The following is an 18270-nucleotide window of genomic DNA, read 5'->3' on the forward strand; positions in this document are numbered from 1 at the left end:
ACGCCCCCGACGGACCCCCGTCAGCCGCCGTCCCGCCGCGTGAGCAGCCACGGTTCCACGACGCCCAGCCCGCGCACCGGCCGCTGCCACATCGGCTGCAACCCGAACCGGTACACCGGCGGCTCCTCGCCCTCCTTCTCCGCCGCGGCGGCCTCCTCGGCCGCCTCCGCCTCGGAGGCCGGGGCGTCCCGCGTGCGGATCAGCTCCTCGGCGAAGGCGCTGTCGACGAGGACGGCGTCCTTCGGGGCTATCGAGGTGAGCCGGGAGGCCAGATTCACGGTCGTACCGAAGACATCGCCCATTCGGGTGGTCACCGTCCCGAACGCCATGCCCACGCGCAGCTCCGGCATCGTCTCGTCGTGCGCCATGGTCTCGATCAGGCGCAGGGCGATCTCGGCGGCCGTGCCCGCGTCGTCGGCGGCGTACAGGACCTCGTCACCGAGGGTCTTGATCAGCCGACCGCCGTTCGCGGCCACCAGGTCGGCGGCCGTGGTCTCGAACGCCTCGACCAGCTCTCCGAGCTCCTCCTCCTCCATCCGGCGGGTCAGCCGGGTGAATCCGACCAGGTCCGCGAAACCGACCGCGAGCCGCCGGTCGACCATCTCCTCGTCGTCCGCGGCCTGCACGACCCGTCCGGCCGAGGCGGCGAGCTGACGACGCCAGACGTAGACAAGGAACTCCTCCAGCTCGGGCAGGAGCAGCTCGACGATCGGGTACGTCACCTCGGTGCGCGTCATGCCCGGCTCGGGCGGCTCGGTCAGCCCCTCCAGGAAGGAGTCGATCTGCCACTCGGCGAGCCGCGCGGTGGTCTGCCCGGTGGACCGGGCCACCTGTACGGCCATCGCCTCGCTCAGCAGGCCCGCCTCGACGAGGCCGGCGAGCCGCCGCAGGGCCAGGACGTCCGCCTCGGTGAGGGCCTTGGCCTGCCCGATGTCGGCGAAACCCATCGCCCGCCAGAAGCGGGACGCCAGTTCCATGGAGACGCCGGCGCTGCGGGCCGCCTGAAACGGGGTGTAGCGGCGCTCGGCGCCCAGGATGAGCCCTTCGAGGCGCAGGGCGAGCGGATCCTCGCCGGAGTCGGCGCCCTGCGCGTCCTCGCCGGAACCCGAGTCGTCGACGGTCACGCGTGTTGCCCTTCCGATCTGTCACGGTCATGTATCGACCGGCCTCAACTCTACGGCAGGTGTGCGCCAGCTCACTCCGTTAGGTTCAGCCGATGGGTGCGCGCCCGGCGCTGGGAAGGCACTCGGCGCTGCCCCACCGCCCCCAAGGGGCTCCGCCCCCTGGACCCCCGATCGGCCTGAATGACGCTGATCGGCGCACTTAGCTGCGGGCAGTCGTGCCGCTGGGGCGGCACGGGTGGGCGCAGCGGCACCCCGTTCCGCCGGGCTGCGGCCCCACCCCCACTTCAGCTCATACCGGCCTCAGGTGCACGATGTCCCCGGCCCCGACAGGCTCCTGCACCCCCTCCCCGGTAGCCAGCACCAATCGTCCGTCCCCGTCCACAGCCACCGCTTCCCCCACAACGGCCCGATCCCCCGGCAACTCCGCCCGCACTTCCCTCCGAAGCGTCGCGCACCCCGCCACATACGCCTCCTGCAGCCCGCATGCCCCCGCATCACCCCCGGCCGCACGCCACTTCCCGTACCACTCCTCCAGCGAACGAAGCACTCCCCGGAGCAACGGATCCCGGTCCGTACTCACGGCCCCCGCCAGCGCCAGCGACCCCGCCGTCGGCACCGGCAGCTCGTCCGCCTTCAGGGACACATTGACGCCGACGCCGATCACGACCCCGCCGTCCCCGGCCCGCTCGGCCAGGATGCCCCCGGCCTTGCGTTCCTCTCCCCCCACCGTGACCAGCAGGTCGTTCGGCCACTTCAGCGCCGTGTCCACACCCGCCGCCCGGGACAGCCCCGTCGCCACCGCCACCCCCGTGAGCAGCGGCAGCCACCCCCACCGCGCCACCGGTACCTCGCCCGGCGTGAGCAGCACGGAGAAGAACAGGCCCGAGCGCGGCGGAGCCGTCCACTGCCGGTCGAGGCGCCCCCGCCCGGCGGTCTGCTCCTCGGCGACCAGCACCGCACCCTCCGCGGCCCTGCCCTCGCCCGCCCGGGCCACCAGGTCGGAGTTGGTGGAGCCGGTGCACTGCACCACGTCCACCTCCGACCACAGCGCTCCCTCGCGCACCAGGCCCCGGCGCAGGGCGGTGGCGTTGAGGGGCGGGCGATCGAGGTCGGACCATCGGCTGGGCCTCGGCTCACGGGGCCCGTCCGGGGGGTTTCCATCTGCACCTGGTGGCGTCTTCATGCAAGCCACCCTAGGTTTGACATCCCCCATCCCGCAGAGGGAACGGATCCCAGCCCGGCCCCGTAGATCTCATCGGCGTTCCTGGGAAGACAGGGACGGTGTGGTAAACGCCGCACTGCCGATGCGAAGGCACCCCACTAGTCTACGGATGAGTAACCGTCCCCCCTTTTGAGCAGGCAGGGAGCCGCATCCCGATGTCCGAGCCGGAAGAGCAGCAGCAGCCTGACATTCACACGACCGCGGGCAAGCTCGCGGATCTGCAGCGCCGCATCGAGGAAGCGACGCACGCCGGCTCCGCACGCGCCGTCGAAAAGCAGCACGCCAAGGGCAAGCTGACGGCCCGTGAACGGATCGAGCTCCTGCTCGACGAGGGTTCCTTCGTCGAACTCGACGAGTTCGCCCGGCACCGCTCCACCAATTTCGGCCTCGACAGCAACCGGCCGTACGGGGACGGGGTCGTCACCGGGTACGGCACCGTCGACGGCCGCCCCGTCGCCGTGTTCTCGCAGGACTTCACCGTCTTCGGCGGAGCCCTCGGCGAGGTCTACGGGCAGAAGATCGTCAAGGTCATGGACTTCGCGCTGAAGACCGGCTGCCCGGTCATCGGCATCAACGACTCCGGTGGCGCCCGTATCCAGGAGGGCGTGGCCTCGCTGGGCGCCTACGGCGAGATCTTCCGCCGCAACACCCACGCCTCCGGTGTGATCCCGCAGATCAGCCTGGTCGTCGGCCCGTGTGCGGGCGGGGCCGTCTACTCCCCCGCCATCACCGACTTCACGGTCATGGTCGACCAGACCTCGCACATGTTCATCACCGGGCCCGACGTCATCAAGACCGTCACCGGCGAGGACGTCGGCTTCGAGGAGCTGGGCGGCGCCCGGACGCACAACTCGACCTCCGGTGTGGCCCACCACATGGCCGGGGACGAGAAGGACGCGATCGAGTACATCAAGCAGCTGTTGTCGTACCTGCCGTCCAACAACCTCTCCGAGCCGCCGTCCTTCCCCGAGGAGGCCGACCTCGAGCTCACCGACGAGGACCGCGAGCTGGACGTGATCGTCCCGGACAGCGCGAACCAGCCGTACGACATGCACGCGGTGATCGAGCACGTCCTGGACGACGCCGAGTTCTTCGAGACGCAGCCGCTGTTCGCGCCGAACATCGTCACCGGTTTCGGCCGGGTCGAGGGGCGCCCGGTCGGCATCGTCGCCAACCAGCCGACGCAGCTCGCCGGGTGTCTGGACATCAAGGCCAGCGAGAAGGCGGCCCGCTTCGTGCGCACCTGCGACGCCTTCAACGTCCCGGTCATCACCTTCGTCGACGTCCCCGGCTTCCTGCCCGGCGTGGGCCAGGAGCACGACGGCATCATCCGGCGCGGCGCCAAGCTGATCTACGCGTACGCCGAGGCGACCGTCCCGCTCATCACCGTCATCACCCGCAAGGCGTTCGGCGGGGCGTACGACGTCATGGGCTCCAAGCACCTGGGCGCCGACCTCAACCTCGCCTGGCCCACCGCCCAGATCGCCGTCATGGGCGCCCAGGGCGCGGTCAACATCCTGCACCGCCGCACCCTGGCCGAGGCGGAGGCGGGCGGCGAGGACCTGGAGGCGGTCCGGGCCCGGCTGATCCAGGAGTACGAGGACACGCTCCTCAACCCGTACGTCGCGGCCGAGCGCGGCTACGTCGACGCGGTGATCATGCCGTCCGAGACCCGTCGGCACGTCGTACGGGGTCTGCGTCAACTGCGGACGAAGCGGGAATCCCTGCCTCCGAAGAAGCACGGAAACATCCCCCTCTAGCCACCAGGAGCCCAGATGACGATCAAGGTCGTACGGGGCAACCCGACCCCGGAGGAGCTCGCCGCCGCCCTGGCGGTGGTCAGGGCCCGCGCCGCGGCGGCAGCGGCAACGCCGCCCGGCGCGCCGGCAACCCGCGACTCCTGGTCCGACCCGTCCCGTATCGCGGCACACCGCCTGCCCCAGCCGGGGCCCGCGTCGTGGGGCCGCACCTACTGGCCGGCCTGACAGTCCCGCGGCCCGCAGCCGGAGCACCAACCGGCTGCGGGCCGGCAACTTGAGTACTCGTACTCAGGCGCTCGGGCCCGGACCCGCCGCACGCTGGTGACATGCTGTGGTCCGACCCCGAGAACGAACCGCCGAAAGAACTGCGCGACATGCAGGACAAGCTTCGGCGACTGGGCGTTCTCATGGCACTGGCCATGTTCCTGGCCATGCTCGTGATCGGCGTCAGGTGACGCCGATACGCTGAACGCATGACAGATCAGCCGCGCCGCCGACTCGTCCTCGCCTCCCAGTCCCCCGCCCGGCTGGGACTGCTCCGCCAGGCCGGACTCGCCCCCGAGGTGATCGTGAGCGGCGTCGACGAGGACGCCGTCACCGCCCCGACCCCCGCCGAGCTGGCGCTCGCCCTCGCCGAGGCGAAGGCCTCCGTCGTGGCCGCCCGTCCCGACGTCGGGGGCGCGATCGTGATCGGCTGCGACTCGGTGCTGGACCTGGACGGCCAGGCCCTCGGCAAGCCGGCGGACGCCGAGGAGGCCACCGCGCGCTGGAAGGCGATGCGCGGACGGGCCGGGACCCTCCAGACCGGCCACTGCGTCTACGACACGGTCACCGGCCGGTACGCCTCCGCCACCGCGTCCACGGTCGTCCACTTCGGCGACCCCACCGACGAGGAGATCGCCGCGTACGTCGCCTCCGGAGAACCCCTCTACGTCGCCGGGGCATTCACGCTCGACGGCCGCTCGGCGCCGTTCATCGACGGCATCGACGGCGACCACGGCAACGTGATCGGCATCAGCCTGCCCCTCGTCCGGCGGCTCCTCGCCGACCTGGGCGTCGGCATCACGGAGCTGTGGGCGCCGGCGGAGAAGTGACCGGGGCCCCGCTGTCGCCCGCCCCGTCCCCGGGCACGGCGTCGGCGGGCTCGGCGTCGGCGGGTTCGGCCGGACCGTCGTACGTCATCAGCAGCAGCACGATCAGGCCGAGCACCAGCTCCATGTACACGAACGCCGGCCAGCCGACCGGCCCCCAGGTGAACGCGCCCAGCAGCCCGTGCACGACCGCCGCGCTGATCAGCAGCACGCGCCCCAGGCCCGCCGGGCGCCGGTTCCGCAGTGCCACCAGCAGGGCGACCAGGCCGCACAGCGCGAAGTAGAGGCCGAAGACGACGCCGCCGATCTTCGACGACACCGACATCATGTGCGGGTCGAGCCCGGCCAGGGACATGTCCTGCCGGTCGACGACAACTCCGAGGAACCAGTTCAGCGCGGCGATGCCGAACGCCTCGCCGAAGAGCACCACCGCCACGATCCACGCCACCGGCCTGCGCACCACCGGGCCCACCCACTTACCCCTAGTACGTTCGAGAACGCCGCGAAGGCTACTAACCAGTAATCCCAGGGACAAGGGCTCGGCGGCCGGCAAAGAATCATTGGGCCATTCGTAGGGACTCCACAAAGAAACCGAGTGGCCCGCAGCACGTGATGACAGAGACCTTGACCACAGGGGACGGCTAGGGTTTCCCGGAGGAGTGCTGCGTACCACGGTGCGACAAGGGATTCTGCGGGTCGAGCGAGCCTCGCATCACGCTCCGTGTGGGCAAGCTCACCACTGGGGACGGGTCGAAGTGCCGTGTCGGCAGTCCCTAAACTCGGCTTGTTTCAAGGAGGGAGCCTCAATCGTGCGCAAGGTGCTCATCGCCAACCGTGGCGAAATCGCTGTCCGCGTGGCCCGGGCCTGCCGGGACGCCGGGATCGCGAGCGTTGCCGTCTACGCCGACCCGGACCGGGACGCTCTGCATGTCCGCGCCGCGGATGAGGCGTTCGCCCTGGGCGGTGACACCCCGGGCACCAGTTACCTCGACATCGAGAAGGTGCTGGGCGCCGCCCGTGAGTCCGGGGCGGACGCGATCCACCCCGGCTACGGCTTCCTCTCCGAGAACGCGGAGTTCGCGCAGGCGGTCCTGGACGCGGGCCTGATCTGGATCGGCCCGCCGCCGCAGGCGATCCGCGACCTGGGCGACAAGGTCGCGGCCCGGCACATCGCGCAGCGCGCGGGTGCCCCGCTGGTGGCCGGCACGCCCGACCCGGTCTCGGGTGCCGAGGAGGTCGTCGCCTTCGCCGAGCAGCACGGTCTGCCGATCGCGATCAAGGCGGCCTTCGGTGGCGGCGGTCGCGGCCTGAAGGTGGCGCGGACGCTGGAAGAGGTCCCGGAGCTGTACGACTCGGCCGTCCGTGAGGCGGTCGCCGCGTTCGGCCGGGGTGAGTGCTTCGTCGAGCGCTACCTCGACAAGCCGCGGCACGTGGAGACGCAGTGCCTCGCCGACCAGCACGGCAACGTCGTGGTGGTCTCCACCCGTGACTGCTCCCTGCAGCGCCGGCACCAGAAGCTGGTCGAGGAGGCGCCCGCGCCGTTCCTCTCCGAGGCGCAGGTCGCCGAGCTGTACAGCGCTTCGAAGGCGATCCTGAAGGAGGCCGGCTACGTCGGCGCCGGCACGGTCGAGTTCCTGGTCGGCAACGACGGCACGATCTCCTTCCTGGAGGTCAACACCCGCCTGCAGGTGGAGCACCCGGTCACCGAGGAGGTCGCCGGGATCGACCTCGTCCGGGAGATGTTCCGTATCGCCGACGGCGAGGAGCTGGGTTACGACGACCCGGTGCTCCGGGGCCACTCGTTCGAGTTCCGCATCAACGGCGAGGACCCGGGCCGCAACTTCCTGCCGGCCCCCGGCACGGTCACGAAGTTCGACGCGCCGTCCGGCCCGGGTGTCCGTCTGGACGCGGGCGTCGAGTCGGGCTCGGTCATCGGCCCCGCGTGGGACTCGCTGCTGGCCAAGCTGATCGTCACCGGCCGCACGCGCAAGGAGGCCCTGGAGCGGGCCGCGCGAGCGCTGGAGGAGTTCCAGGTCGAAGGCATGGCCACGGCGATCCCGTTCCACCGCACGGTGGTGAAGGACCCGGCGTTCGCCCCTGAACTCACGGGTTCGGACGCGCCCTTCACGGTCCACACCCGCTGGATCGAGACGGAGTTCGTCAACGAGATCAAGCCGTTCGCGGCGCCGGCCGACACGGAGACGGACGAGGAGCCGGGCCGCGAGACGGTCGTCGTCGAGGTCGGCGGCAAGCGCCTGGAGGTCTCCCTCCCGTCCTCGCTGGGGATGTCCCTGGCCCGCACCGGCCTCGCGGCCGGGGCCAAGCCCAAGCGCCGCGCGGCGAAGAAGTCGGGCCCCGTCGCCTCCGGCGACACCCTCGCCTCGCCGATGCAGGGCACCATCGTCAAGGTCGCGGTCGAGGAGGGCCAGGAGGTCAAGGAGGGCGACCTGGTCGTCGTCCTCGAGGCCATGAAGATGGAGCAGCCCCTCAACGCCCACAAGTCCGGCACGATCAAGGGCCTGTCGGCCGAGATCGGCGCGTCGGTCACCTCGGGCGGGGCGATCTGCGAGATCAAGGACTGACGCCGTTTGTCCCCTGGCGCGAGCGCCTGCCCACTGGTGGTGGGTCGGGGCCGCGCCGGGGGGTGTCCGTCCTCGGAACGGCGCGATGGGGTCGGAGACCGATTGACTGTCCGTTGACGCGCCAACCAGCTGCGGACGCCCCGTGCCGACAGCAACACCGGGTACCTATCAGCCAACAGCGGCTCACCCCACCGCCGGCCCCCGTCACCGCCTCCGCAGATCAGCCACCCGCGCCCGCTCAGCCCCGCCCCCCTGCTCCCCGAGCATCGCGGCGGACCTCAATCCCCCCTGGCCCCCACCCCCCGGCACCTGCCGCCGAGGCCCCGGCAACGGCACATCCCGCCGATGCTGACGCCCGGGGACGGATTCACCCCCAGGGGCCGCCGCCCCCGCCGAACCCCCTTGCCCCCCGGCCACGGCGATCTGCACGCCCTGGTCGGCCAGAGCCTGAAGCTCCGTAGCCGCGCGCTCGTCATGCGCGGGCGGCTCGTCCGTCACGAGGCGGGTGATGAGATCGGTCGGCACGGTCTGGAACATGGTGTCCGTACCGAGCTTCGTGTGGTCGGCGAGCACGACCACCTCCGCCGCGGCCTGCACCAGCGCCCGGTCCACGGACGCCGACAGCATGTTGGACGTGGACAGCCCGCGCTCCGCGGTCAGACCGCTTCCGGAGAGGAAGGCCCGCGACACCCGCAGTCCGTGCAGGGACTGCTCGGCACCGCTGCCGACCAGGGCGTAGTTCGAACCGCGGAGTGTCCCGCCGGTCATCACGACCTCGACCCGGTTGGCGTGGGCCAGGGCCTGCGCCACCAGCAGTGAGTTGGTGACGACGGTCAGCCCGGGCACCCGGGCGAGCCGGCGGGCCAGCTCCTGGGTCGTCGTACCCGCCCCGACCACGATCGCCTCGCCCTCCTCCACGAGATTCGCGGCGAGGTCGGCGATGGCGGTCTTCTCGGCGGTCGCGAGATGAGACTTCTGCGGAAAGCCGGACTCCCGCGTGAAACCGCCCGGCAGTACCGCACCGCCGTGCCGGCGGTCGAGGAGTCCTTCTGCCTCCAGAGCGCGCACGTCCCGCCGTACGGTCACTTCGGAGGTCTGGACGACGCGGGCGAGCTCACGGAGCGACACAGCCCCGTTCGCTCGCACCATTTCGAGGATCAATTGGCGACGTTCTGCAGCGAACACGAAACTGACAGTAACGCCGACGACCGTCTGCTTTCAGCAGTTTGCGCTGAATAGCAGAAGATGTTCGCACGGAGCAGCGCCAAGTGATATAGGGCCTAGCCAGGCCGCCCGCGTCGCACACAAGGTCGAACACTCCCCGTGACCAGCGGGGAGTCGGTTTCGGCCTCAGCTCTCGGCGGTCTCCTTGCGCGTGTGCAACTGCCGTGCCACCTCGGCGATCGAGCCCGACAGCGAGGGGTAGACAGTGAAGGCGTTCGCGATCTGTTCGACCGTCAGGTTGTTGTCGACCGCGAGCGAGATGGGGTGGATCAGTTCCGAGGCGCGCGGCGCCACGACCACACCACCGACCACGATCCCGGTCCCCGGCCGGCAGAAGATCTTGACGAAGCCGTCGCGGATGCCCTGCATCTTCGCCCGCGGGTTGCGCAGCAGCGGCAGCTTCACCACCCGGGCGTCGATCTTCCCGCCATCGACGTCGGCCTGGGTGTAGCCGACGGTGGCGATCTCCGGGTCGGTGAAGACGTTCGACGAGACGGTCTTCAGGTTCAGCGGGGCCACGGCGTCGCCCAGGAAGTGGTACATGGCGATACGTCCCTGCATGGCGGCCACCGAGGCGAGGGCGAACACACCCGTCACGTCACCGGCCGCGTACACGCCGGGAGCGGTCGTACGCGACACCTTGTCGGTCCAGATGTGACCGGACTCGCGCAGCCTGACCCCGGCCTCCTCCAGGCCCAGGCCCGCGCTGTTGGGAACGGCACCGACGGCCATGAGGCAATGCGACCCGGTGATCACCCGCCCGTCGGCGAGGGTCACCTCGACCCGGTCCCCGACGCGCTTGGCGGACTGCGCCCGGGACCGCCCCATGACGTTCATACCGCGCCGACGGAAGACGTCCTCCAGCACGGCGGCCGCGTCCGGGTCCTCGCCCGGCAGCACACGGTCCCGCGACGAGACGAGCGTCACCCTCGACCCCAGCGCCTGGTAGGCACCCGCGAACTCGGCACCCGTCACACCCGACCCGACCACGATCAGCTCCTCGGGGAGCTCGTGGAGGTCGTACACCTGGGTCCAGTTCAGGATCCGCTCACCGTCGGGCAGGGCGTCGGGCAGCTCACGGGGATGCCCACCGGTGGCGATGAGCACCGCGTCCGCCGTCAGCGTCTCCTCGCTGCCGTCGGCGGCACGCACCACGACCTTGCGCGACCCGTCGAGCGCCTGCATGCCCTCCAGCCGCCCGCGCCCGCGCATGACCCGCGCGCCGGCCCGCGTCACGGAGGCGGTGATGTCGTGCGACTGGGCGAGCGCCAGCCGCTTCACACGCCGGTTGACCTTCCCCAGGTCGACACCCACCACCCGGGCGGCCTGCTCCACGTGCGGGGTGTCGTCGGCGACGATGATCCCCAGCTCCTCGTACGAGGAGTCGAAGGTGGTCATCACCTCGGCCGTGGCGATCAAGGTCTTCGACGGTACGCAGTCGGTGAGCACCGACGCCCCGCCCAGACCGTCGCTGTCGACGACGGTCACCTCCGCGCCGAGTTGAGCGGCCACCAGCGCCGCTTCGTATCCGCCGGGTCCGCCACCGATGATCACGATCCGAGTCACGTACTCCATTGTCCCGCACCCATCAACGGGACACCGCCCCGGGGCCCGCCCCCGATGCGGCTCTGTTACGCGAGTGACGCCGGGCCACCTGCCGTACCCTCTCCCCATGTCGCTCTACGCCGCGTACGCCGGCAACCTCGACGCGCGGCTGATGTCCCGCCGCGCCCCGCATTCGCCGCTGCGCGCCACCGGCTGGCTGAACGGGTGGCGGCTGACGTTCGGCGGCGAGCACATGGGCTGGGAGGGCGCCCTGCCGACGATCGTCGAGGACCCCGCCTCCCAGGTCTTCGTCGCGCTGTACGACATCGCCCCCATGGACGAGGAGTCACTCGACCGCTGGGAGGGCGTGAGTCTCGACATCTACCGCCGCACCCGCGTACGGGTGCACACCCTGGACGGCGACGAGCAGGCGTGGGCCTTCACCCTGAACGCGTACGAGGGCGGCCTGCCCTCCGCCCGCTACCTGGGCGAGATCGCCGACGCGGCCGAATCGGCCGGTGCCCCCCACGACTACGTCATGGAACTCCGCAAGCGCCCCTGCTGACACCTCCCCCTCCTCCCCTCTCCTCGTTGGAAACGACAAGACAACGATCGCTACCCCGTGAGCTCCACCATCTACGCGCGTAGGCAATCACCGGCTACCCTCGACGGCGTGAACGCATCTCTTCTTCCGGACGACATCCAGGGCGACCCGCACGCCGCCGCCGACGCCGCCGCGGCCCGCCTGCGCGAACTGACGGGCGCCGAGACCCACGACGTCGCCCTCGTGATGGGCTCCGGCTGGGCCCCGGCCGTGGACGCCCTCGGCGCTCCCGAGGCCGAGCTCCAGGTGACCGAGCTGCCCGGTTTCCCGCCGCCGGCGGTCGAAGGGCACGGCGGCAAGATCCGCTCCTACCGGACCGGCGACAAGCGCGCCCTGGTCTTCCTCGGCCGTACCCACTACTACGAGGGCCGCGGCGTGGCCGCCGTCGCCCACGGTGTCCGCACCGCCGTTGCGGCCGGCTGCAAGACGATCGTCCTCACCAACGGCTGCGGCGGCCTGCGCGAGGGCATGCGCCCCGGCCAGCCGGTCCTGATCAGCGACCACATCAACCTCACCGCCACCTCCCCCATCGTCGGCGCCAACTTCGTCGACCTCACCGACCTCTACTCCCCGCGCCTGCGCGCCCTGTGCAAGGAGGTCGACCCCACGCTGGAGGAGGGCGTCTACGCCCAGTTCCCCGGCCCGCACTACGAAACTCCGGCCGAGATCCGGATGGCCCGGGTCATCGGTGCGGACCTGGTGGGCATGTCGACGGTCCTGGAGGCGATCGCCGCGCGTGAGGCCGGGGCGGAGGTTCTCGGCATCTCCCTCGTCACCAACCTGGCGGCCGGGATGACCGGGGAACCCCTGAACCACGAGGAGGTCCTCCAGGCCGGCCGCGACTCCGCGACGCGCATGGGCTCGCTGCTCGCCCAGGTCCTGGAACGCCTGTAAGCAACCCGGCGTCCACGCTGAGGCCGGGTGGGTCCGCAGCCCGGCGGTACGGGGTGCCTCCCCCAAGTTCTCGGCTTCGCTCGAACAGGGGGGACCCCCACGCCCACCCGTGCCGCCCCCAGCGGCACGACTGCCCGCAGCTAAGCGGGCTGGAGGCCCGCGCACCCGCAGCCGCCGTCGCACGGAAGGGGACGTGTCGGGGGGTGTCCGCCCGCAGCTGGTTGGCGCGTCAACGGACAGTCAGTCGGTATCCGACAGCCACAGGCCGCCGCAGGCACCGCACCCACCGACAACGGAGAGGCTGACCCCAAACCGTGCACGACGAACTCATCGCACAGGCCCAGGCGTGGCTCACCGAGGACCCCGACCCGGAGACCCGCACCGAGCTCGCCCGCCTGATCGACGCCAAGGACCACACCGAACTCGCCGCCCGCTTCTCCGGCACCCTCCAGTTCGGCACCGCCGGCCTCCGCGGCGAACTCGGCGCCGGCCCCATGCGCATGAACCGCTCGGTCGTCATCCGCGCCGCCGCCGGTCTCGCCGCGTACCTGAAGAAGCAGGGCCACGAGAACGGCCTCGTCGTCATCGGCTACGACGCCCGCCACAAGTCACACGACTTCGCCCGGGACACCGCCGCCGTCATGACCGGCGCGGGCCTGCGCGCCGCCGTCCTCCCCCGCCCCCTCCCCACCCCCGTCCTGGCCTTCGCCATCAGGCACCTCGGCGCGGTCGCCGGCGTGGAGGTCACCGCCAGCCACAATCCGCCCCGCGACAACGGCTACAAGGTGTACCTCGGCGACGGCTCCCAGATCGTCCCGCCCGCCGACGCCGACATCGCCGCGGAGATCGCCGCGATCCCGTCCCTCACCACCGTCCGCCGCCCCACCGAAGGCTGGGACACTCTCGACGACGCCGTCCTCGACGCCTACCTCGCCCGCACGGACGCGGTCCTGGCCAAGGACTCCCCCCGTACCGCCCGCACGGTGTACACGGCGATGCACGGCGTCGGCAAGGACGTCCTCCTCGCCGCCTTCGCCCGCGCCGGCTTCCCGGAGCCTGAGCTCGTCACGGAGCAGGCCGAACCCGACCCGGACTTCCCGACCGTCGCGTTCCCCAACCCGGAGGAACCCGGCGCGATGGACCTGGCCTTCGCCACCGCGCGCGAAACCACCCCCGACCTGGTCATCGCCAACGACCCGGACGCGGACCGCTGCGCCGTCGCGGTGCGGGACGGCGACGACGCCTGGCGCATGCTCCGCGGCGACGAGGTCGGCGCGCTGCTCGCCGCCCACCTGGTCCGCCGCGGAGCGACCGGCACCTTCGCCGAGTCGATCGTGTCGTCCTCCCTCCTCGGCCGGATCGCCGAGAAGGCGGGCCTCCCGCACGTCGAGACCCTCACCGGCTTCAAGTGGATCGCCCGGGCCGAGGGCCTGCGCTACGGCTACGAGGAGGCCCTCGGCTACTGCGTCGACCCCGACGGCGTACGCGACAAGGACGGCATCACGGCCGCGCTCCTGATCACGGAACTCGCTTCCGTCCTGAAGGAGGAGGGCCGCACGCTCCTCGACCTCCTCGACGACCTGGCCGTGGAACACGGCCTGCACGCCACGGACCAGCTCTCGGTCCGCGTCGAGGACCTCTCCCTCATCACGGCCGCGATGCGCCGCCTGCGCGAACAGCCCCCGACGGAGCTCGCCGGCCTGCCGATCACCCGCACCGAGGACCTCACCCAGGGCACGGAGAGCCTCCCGCCCACCGACGGCCTGCGCTACACCCTCGACGGCGCACGCGTGATCGTCCGCCCCAGCGGCACGGAGCCGAAGCTGAAGTGCTACCTGGAGGTGATCGTCCCGGTCACGGCCCACACCGACCTCCCCGCGTCCCGCACCCGGGCGACGACACTGCTGGAGTCGATCAAGCGCGACCTGTCGACGGCGGCAGGAATCTGAGAACGCCCGGAACAAAAAGACCACTGGGGTGCCCGAACAGGCACCCCAGTGGTCTTCGAGGGTCTTCAGCTCCCCCCTCCCCCCCCGGGTGATCCCCCCGGGGTCACCCCACCAACAGCAAGATCAGCGTCAGCAGTGCGCCGGCACCCGCCGGCCCCATCACCTCGTAGGCCCACCGCACGCTCACCTCGCCCTGCGCCGTCGGCGCCCCATGCCGCGCCTCGTGCAGCCCGCGCAGTTCGTCCATGATCCGGTCGGTCTCCGCCCGCACCGGCCCGTCGGACACGTGGCCCGGGCGCCCCCTGGTCCCCGCCCCGGCCCCCGCCCCGGCACCCATCCCGCGCGCACTGCCCCGCCCGTCGTCCCGTCCCATGGCCCGCCGCGCGTCGGCCGTCTCCCGCATCTCACGCCGCGCGGCCTTCTTGCGGGCGCGCAGCGAGACGGGGACGGCCCAGAGCTGGTACTTGGTGCCGGACTCGGTGATGACTTCGTTGGAGTAGGTGGACTTCAGCATGGCGACCTGCCCCCAGGGCAGCGCGATGACGCGGAACGGGTTGCGGATGCGCAGCCGGTCGTAGCCCGCGTACACCGCGGGCCGCAGGGTGAAGGCGGTCACCAGCGGCACGATGAGCAGCATCAGCGCGAGCGCCAGCCAGGGTGTGCGGCCATCACCGGAGAACACCGCGTCCAGGCCGAGCCATGCGGTGATGGCGAGCAGCAGCACACCGCCAGCGATGGCCGGGACCGACCGGTACACCCGGTCCTTGGACTCGGGCTCCGAAGGCTGCGGCGCTGGCGACTGGGACTCGGGGCTCGTCATGCCTCGATTCTGCCGGACCCGTCCGTACGTCGGTCATCGCCCCGAGAGAACCGGAGGGCTGTACAGCCGCTACGCGCGTAGATATGCTCGTCTGGTGACCATGCCCAGTACTGCACTCACCGCAGCTCACCCCCTCAAGGACGTCGCCGCGTCCGACAGCGCGCTGCGCCGCTTCCTCCACGGGCTCCCCGGCGTCGACGCGGTCGGACTGGAGGGGCGTGCGGCCTCCCTCGGTACCCGTTCGATCAAGACGACCGCGAAGGCGTACGCCATCGACCTCGCCATCTCGATGGTCGACCTGACGACGCTGGAAGGAGCGGACACCCCGGGCAAGGTCCGGGCGCTCGGCGCGAAGGCGGTCAACCCCGACCCCACCGATCGTACGGCGCCCAGCACGGCCGCCGTCTGCGTCTACCCCGACATGGTGCCCGTGGCCAAGGAGGCCGTGGCCGGTTCCGGCGTGAAGGTCGCCTCCGTCGCCACGGCGTTCCCGGCGGGCCGCGCCCCGATCGGCGTCAAGCTGGCCGACGTCCGTGAGGCCGTCGCCGCGGGCGCCGACGAGATCGACATGGTCATCGACCGCGGGGCGTTCCTCGCGGGCCGGTACCTGAAGGTGTACGACGAGATCACCGCCGTGAAGGAGGCCTGCGGGACGTCCGCCCGCCTGAAGGTCATCTTCGAGACGGGCGAGCTGTCGACCTACGACAACATCCGCCGCGCGAGCTGGCTCGGCATGCTGGCGGGGGCGGACTTCATCAAGACCTCGACCGGCAAGGTCGCCGTCAACGCGACCCCCGCCAACACCCTCCTGATGCTGGAAGCCGTACGGGACTTCCGGGCCCAGACCGGCATCCAGGTCGGCGTGAAGCCGGCCGGCGGCATCCGCACCTCCAAGGACGCCGTCAAGTTCCTCGTCCTGGTCAACGAGACGGCGGGCGAGGACTGGCTGGACAACCACTGGTTCCGCTTCGGCGCCTCCTCGCTGCTGAACGACCTGCTGATGCAGCGCCAGAAGCTGGCCACCGGCCGCTACTCCGGCCCCGACTACGTGACGGTGGACTGATCACCATGGCATCCGCATTCGAATACGCCCCGGCCCCCGAGTCCCGCTCGGTCGTCGACATCGCGCCCTCGTACGGCCTGTTCATCGACGGCGAGTTCACCGACGCCGCCGGCGGCAAGGTCTTCAAGACGGTCTCCCCGTCGACCGAGGAGGTCCTCTCCGAGGTCGCGCAGGCCGGTGCGGAGGACGTCGACCGTGCGGTGAAGGCCGCGCGCAGGGCCTTCGAGAAGTGGTCGGCGCTGCCCGGCTCGGAGCGCGCCAAGTACCTGTTCCGCATCGCGCGGATCATCCAGGAGCGCTCCCGCGAGCTGGCCGTCCTCGAAACCCTCGACAACGGCAAGCCGATCAAGGAGACGAGGGACGCCGACCTGCCCCTGGTCGCCGCGCACTTCTTCTACTACGCGGGCTGGGCCGACAAGCTGGAGCACGCCGGGTTCGGGACGGCCCCGAAGCCGCTCGGCGTGGCCGGCCAGGTCATCCCCTGGAACTTCCCCCTGCTGATGCTGGCGTGGAAGATCGCCCCCGCCCTCGCCACCGGCAACACGGTCGTCCTGAAGCCGGCCGAGACCACCCCGCTCTCGGCGCTGTTCTTCGCGGACATCTGCCGCCAGGCGGGCCTGCCGAAGGGCGTCGTCAACATCCTGCCGGGCTACGGCGACACGGGCGCGGCGCTGGTCGCCCACCCGGACGTGAACAAGGTCGCCTTCACGGGCTCCACGGCCGTCGGCAAGGAGATCGCCCGCACGGTCGCCGGCACGCGGAAGAAGCTCACGCTCGAACTGGGCGGCAAGGGCGCCAACATCGTCTTCGACGACGCCCCCATCGACCAGGCCGTCGAGGGCATCGTCAACGGCATCTTCTTCAACCAGGGCCAGGTCTGCTGCGCGGGCTCCCGCCTGCTGGTGCAGGAGTCGATCCAGGACGAACTCCTCGACTCCCTCAAGCGCCGCCTGTCCACCCTCCGTCTCGGCGACCCGCTGGACAAGAACACGGACATCGGCGCGATCAACTCCGCTGAGCAGCTCACCCGCATCACCTCCCTCGTCGAGCAGGGCGAGGCGGAGGGTGCCGAGCGCTGGTCGCCGGCGTGCGAACTGCCGGAGAGCGGCTACTGGTTCGCCCCGACGGTGTTCACGAACGTCACCCAGGCGCACCGGATCGCCCGCGACGAGATCTTCGGCCCGGTGCTGTCGGTGCTGACCTTCCGCACCCCGGACGAGGCGGTCGCCAAGGCCAACAACACGCAGTACGGCCTGTCCGCCGGCATCTGGACGGAGAAGGGCTCCCGCATCCTGGCGGTCGCCAACAAGCTGCGCGCGGGCGTCGTCTGGTCCAACACGTTCAACAAGTTCGACCCGACCTCGCCGTTCGGCGGCTACAAGGAGTCGGGCTTCGGCCGCGAGGGCGGCCGCCACGGCCTGGAGGCGTACCTCGATGTCTGATCGGCTCACCGTCCTGAAGACCTACAAGCTGTACGTGGGCGGCAAGTTCCCGCGTTCCGAGAGCGGCCGGGTGTACGAGGTGACCGACGCGAAGGGCAACTGGCTGGCCAACGCCCCCCTCTCCTCCCGCAAGGACGCCCGGGACGCGGTCGTCGCGGCCCGCAAGGCGTTCGGCGCCTGGTCGGGCGCGACGGCGTACAACCGCGGCCAGGTGCTCTACCGGGTCGCCGAGATGCTGGAGGGCCGCCGCGACCAGTTCGTGCGCGAGGTGGCCGAGGCCGAAGGGCTGTCGAAGTCCAAGTCCGCGGCGGTCGTGGACGCCACGATCGACCGCTGGGTCTGGTACGCGGGCTGGACCGACAAGATCGCCCAGGTGATCGGCGGCGGCAACCCGGTCGCGGGCCCCTTCTTCAACCTCTCCTCCCCCGAGCCGACGGGCGTGGTCGCGGTGCTGGCCCCGCAGGAGTCGTCGTTCCTGGGCCTGGTGTCGGTGCTCGCCCCCGTGATCGCCACGGGGAACACGGCGGTCGTGGTGGCGAGCGAGAAGGCCCCGCTCCCGGCCCTGTCCCTGGCCGAGGTGCTGGCCACCTCGGACGTCCCCGGCGGCGTCGTCAACGTCCTCTCGGGCCGCACGGCGGAGATCGCCACCCCGCTGGCGGCCCACCAGGACGTCAACGCGATCGACCTGGCGGGCGCCGACGAGGAGCTGGCGAAGGAACTGGAGATCGCGGCCACCGACAACCTCAAGCGCGTTCTCCGTCCACAGCCTGTGGATTACGCGGAGACGCCCGGTATCGAGCGCATGACGGCGTTCCTGGAGACGAAAACGGTCTGGCACCCCACGGGGTCACTGGGCGCGTCCGGTTCCTCGTACTAGCCCCGCGTCCGCCGCCTCCATAGGGAAGTCCCGGCCCTCCGCCGTCCAGGAGAGCCGGGACTCTCGCGTGGGC

The 18270-nt window shown here is 71.2% G+C and carries 17 protein-coding genes; 11 read left to right on the top strand and 6 right to left on the bottom strand.

What is annotated here, in order from left to right:
• Positions 1-20: 20 nt before the first annotated feature.
• Together IE97_RS0107125 and IE97_RS0107130 are read right to left on the bottom strand one after the other, a co-directional pair.
• Positions 21-1124 carry an adenylate/guanylate cyclase domain-containing protein gene (locus tag IE97_RS0107125; protein ID WP_030233138.1) on the bottom strand — a complete coding sequence of 368 codons (1104 nt, stop codon included), beginning with the start codon at positions 1122-1124 and terminating at the stop codon, positions 21-23.
• A 289-nt stretch (positions 1125-1413) separates the two neighbouring features.
• Entirely contained in the window at positions 1414-2307 is an 894-nt protein-coding gene (locus IE97_RS0107130; protein ID WP_030233140.1) for a biotin--[acetyl-CoA-carboxylase] ligase, read from the bottom strand.
• Between the two features lie 194 nt (positions 2308-2501).
• Between IE97_RS0107130 and IE97_RS0107135 the strand changes: the two genes are divergently transcribed.
• From IE97_RS0107135 to IE97_RS0107150, 4 genes are all read left to right on the top strand, one after another.
• Positions 2502-4106, top strand: a complete 1605-nt coding sequence (locus IE97_RS0107135) for an acyl-CoA carboxylase subunit beta (protein ID WP_030233144.1) — start codon at positions 2502-2504, stop codon at positions 4104-4106.
• 15 nt (positions 4107-4121) lie between these two features.
• A complete protein-coding gene (locus tag IE97_RS0107140; RefSeq protein ID WP_030233147.1) occupies positions 4122-4331 on the top strand; it encodes an acyl-CoA carboxylase epsilon subunit in 210 nt (69 codons plus the stop codon).
• Positions 4332-4432: 101 nt separating this feature from the next.
• A complete protein-coding gene (mmpB, locus tag IE97_RS43425; RefSeq protein WP_267881697.1) occupies positions 4433-4561 on the top strand; it encodes a morphogenic membrane protein MmpB in 129 nt (42 codons plus the stop codon).
• A gap of 18 nt (positions 4562-4579) precedes the next feature.
• Positions 4580-5200, top strand: a complete 621-nt coding sequence (locus tag IE97_RS0107150; RefSeq protein ID WP_030233150.1) for a Maf family protein — start codon at positions 4580-4582, stop codon at positions 5198-5200.
• Here the strand turns inward: IE97_RS0107150 and IE97_RS0107155 are convergent.
• Complete coding sequence (locus IE97_RS0107155; protein WP_037844099.1) at positions 5169-5660, bottom strand: hypothetical protein; 492 nt, start codon at positions 5658-5660, stop codon at positions 5169-5171. The genes IE97_RS0107150 and IE97_RS0107155 overlap by 32 nt on opposite strands.
• Positions 5661-6006: 346 nt before the next feature.
• Here IE97_RS0107155 and IE97_RS0107160 point away from each other — a divergent pair, with 346 nt between their 5' ends.
• Positions 6007-7779, top strand: a complete 1773-nt coding sequence (locus IE97_RS0107160; RefSeq protein ID WP_030233157.1) for an acetyl/propionyl/methylcrotonyl-CoA carboxylase subunit alpha — start codon at positions 6007-6009, stop codon at positions 7777-7779.
• A gap of 204 nt (positions 7780-7983) precedes the next feature.
• Here the strand turns inward: IE97_RS0107160 and IE97_RS0107165 are convergent, their stop codons facing one another.
• Together IE97_RS0107165 and IE97_RS0107170 are read right to left on the bottom strand one after the other, a co-directional pair.
• Entirely contained in the window at positions 7984-8964 is a 981-nt protein-coding gene (locus IE97_RS0107165) for a DeoR/GlpR family DNA-binding transcription regulator (RefSeq protein ID WP_078603120.1), read from the bottom strand.
• A 165-nt stretch (positions 8965-9129) separates the two neighbouring features.
• Positions 9130-10578 (bottom strand): NAD(P)H-quinone dehydrogenase, encoded by a 1449-nt coding sequence (locus IE97_RS0107170; RefSeq protein WP_030233163.1) that lies wholly within the window; start codon positions 10576-10578, stop codon positions 9130-9132.
• A gap of 97 nt (positions 10579-10675) precedes the next feature.
• Between IE97_RS0107170 and IE97_RS0107175 the strand changes: the two genes are divergently transcribed.
• From IE97_RS0107175 to IE97_RS0107185, 3 genes are all read left to right on the top strand, one after another.
• The gene (locus IE97_RS0107175) at positions 10676-11113 is read left to right on the top strand and encodes a gamma-glutamylcyclotransferase (protein ID WP_030233165.1); all 438 of its coding nucleotides are present in this window, start codon (positions 10676-10678) and stop codon (positions 11111-11113) included.
• A gap of 108 nt (positions 11114-11221) precedes the next feature.
• The gene (locus tag IE97_RS0107180; RefSeq protein ID WP_030233168.1) at positions 11222-12046 is read left to right on the top strand and encodes a purine-nucleoside phosphorylase; all 825 of its coding nucleotides are present in this window, start codon (positions 11222-11224) and stop codon (positions 12044-12046) included.
• A gap of 314 nt (positions 12047-12360) precedes the next feature.
• On the top strand, positions 12361-13995 hold the full coding sequence (locus IE97_RS0107185; protein WP_030233182.1) for a phospho-sugar mutase: 1635 nt from the start codon (positions 12361-12363) through the stop codon (positions 13993-13995).
• Positions 13996-14098: 103 nt separating this feature from the next.
• Here IE97_RS0107185 and IE97_RS0107190 read toward each other — a convergent pair whose 3' ends face one another.
• Entirely contained in the window at positions 14099-14815 is a 717-nt protein-coding gene (locus tag IE97_RS0107190; RefSeq protein ID WP_030233185.1) for a PH domain-containing protein, read from the bottom strand.
• 100 nt (positions 14816-14915) lie between these two features.
• On the opposite strand from IE97_RS0107190, the gene deoC reads away from it, so the two are divergent.
• Genes deoC through IE97_RS0107205 form a run of 3 tightly spaced genes read left to right on the top strand, consistent with a single transcriptional unit; the run spans position 14916 to position 18197 of the window.
• Positions 14916-15878: a deoxyribose-phosphate aldolase gene (gene deoC, locus IE97_RS0107195; protein WP_030233187.1), complete on the top strand. Its 963-nt coding sequence runs from the start codon at positions 14916-14918 to the stop codon at positions 15876-15878.
• A 5-nt stretch (positions 15879-15883) separates the two neighbouring features.
• Positions 15884-17320, top strand: coding sequence for an aldehyde dehydrogenase family protein (locus IE97_RS0107200; protein WP_030233193.1), 1437 nt, complete (start codon positions 15884-15886; stop codon positions 17318-17320).
• A complete protein-coding gene (locus IE97_RS0107205) occupies positions 17313-18197 on the top strand; it encodes an aldehyde dehydrogenase family protein (protein WP_030233196.1) in 885 nt (294 codons plus the stop codon). The genes IE97_RS0107200 and IE97_RS0107205 overlap by 8 nt, the downstream gene beginning before the upstream one ends.
• The last annotated feature ends 73 nt before the right edge of the window (positions 18198-18270 follow it).

The sequence above is a fragment of the Streptomyces sp. NRRL S-455 genome, assembly GCF_000717875.1.
In the GTDB taxonomy this organism is placed as follows: domain Bacteria; phylum Actinomycetota; class Actinomycetes; order Streptomycetales; family Streptomycetaceae; genus Streptomyces.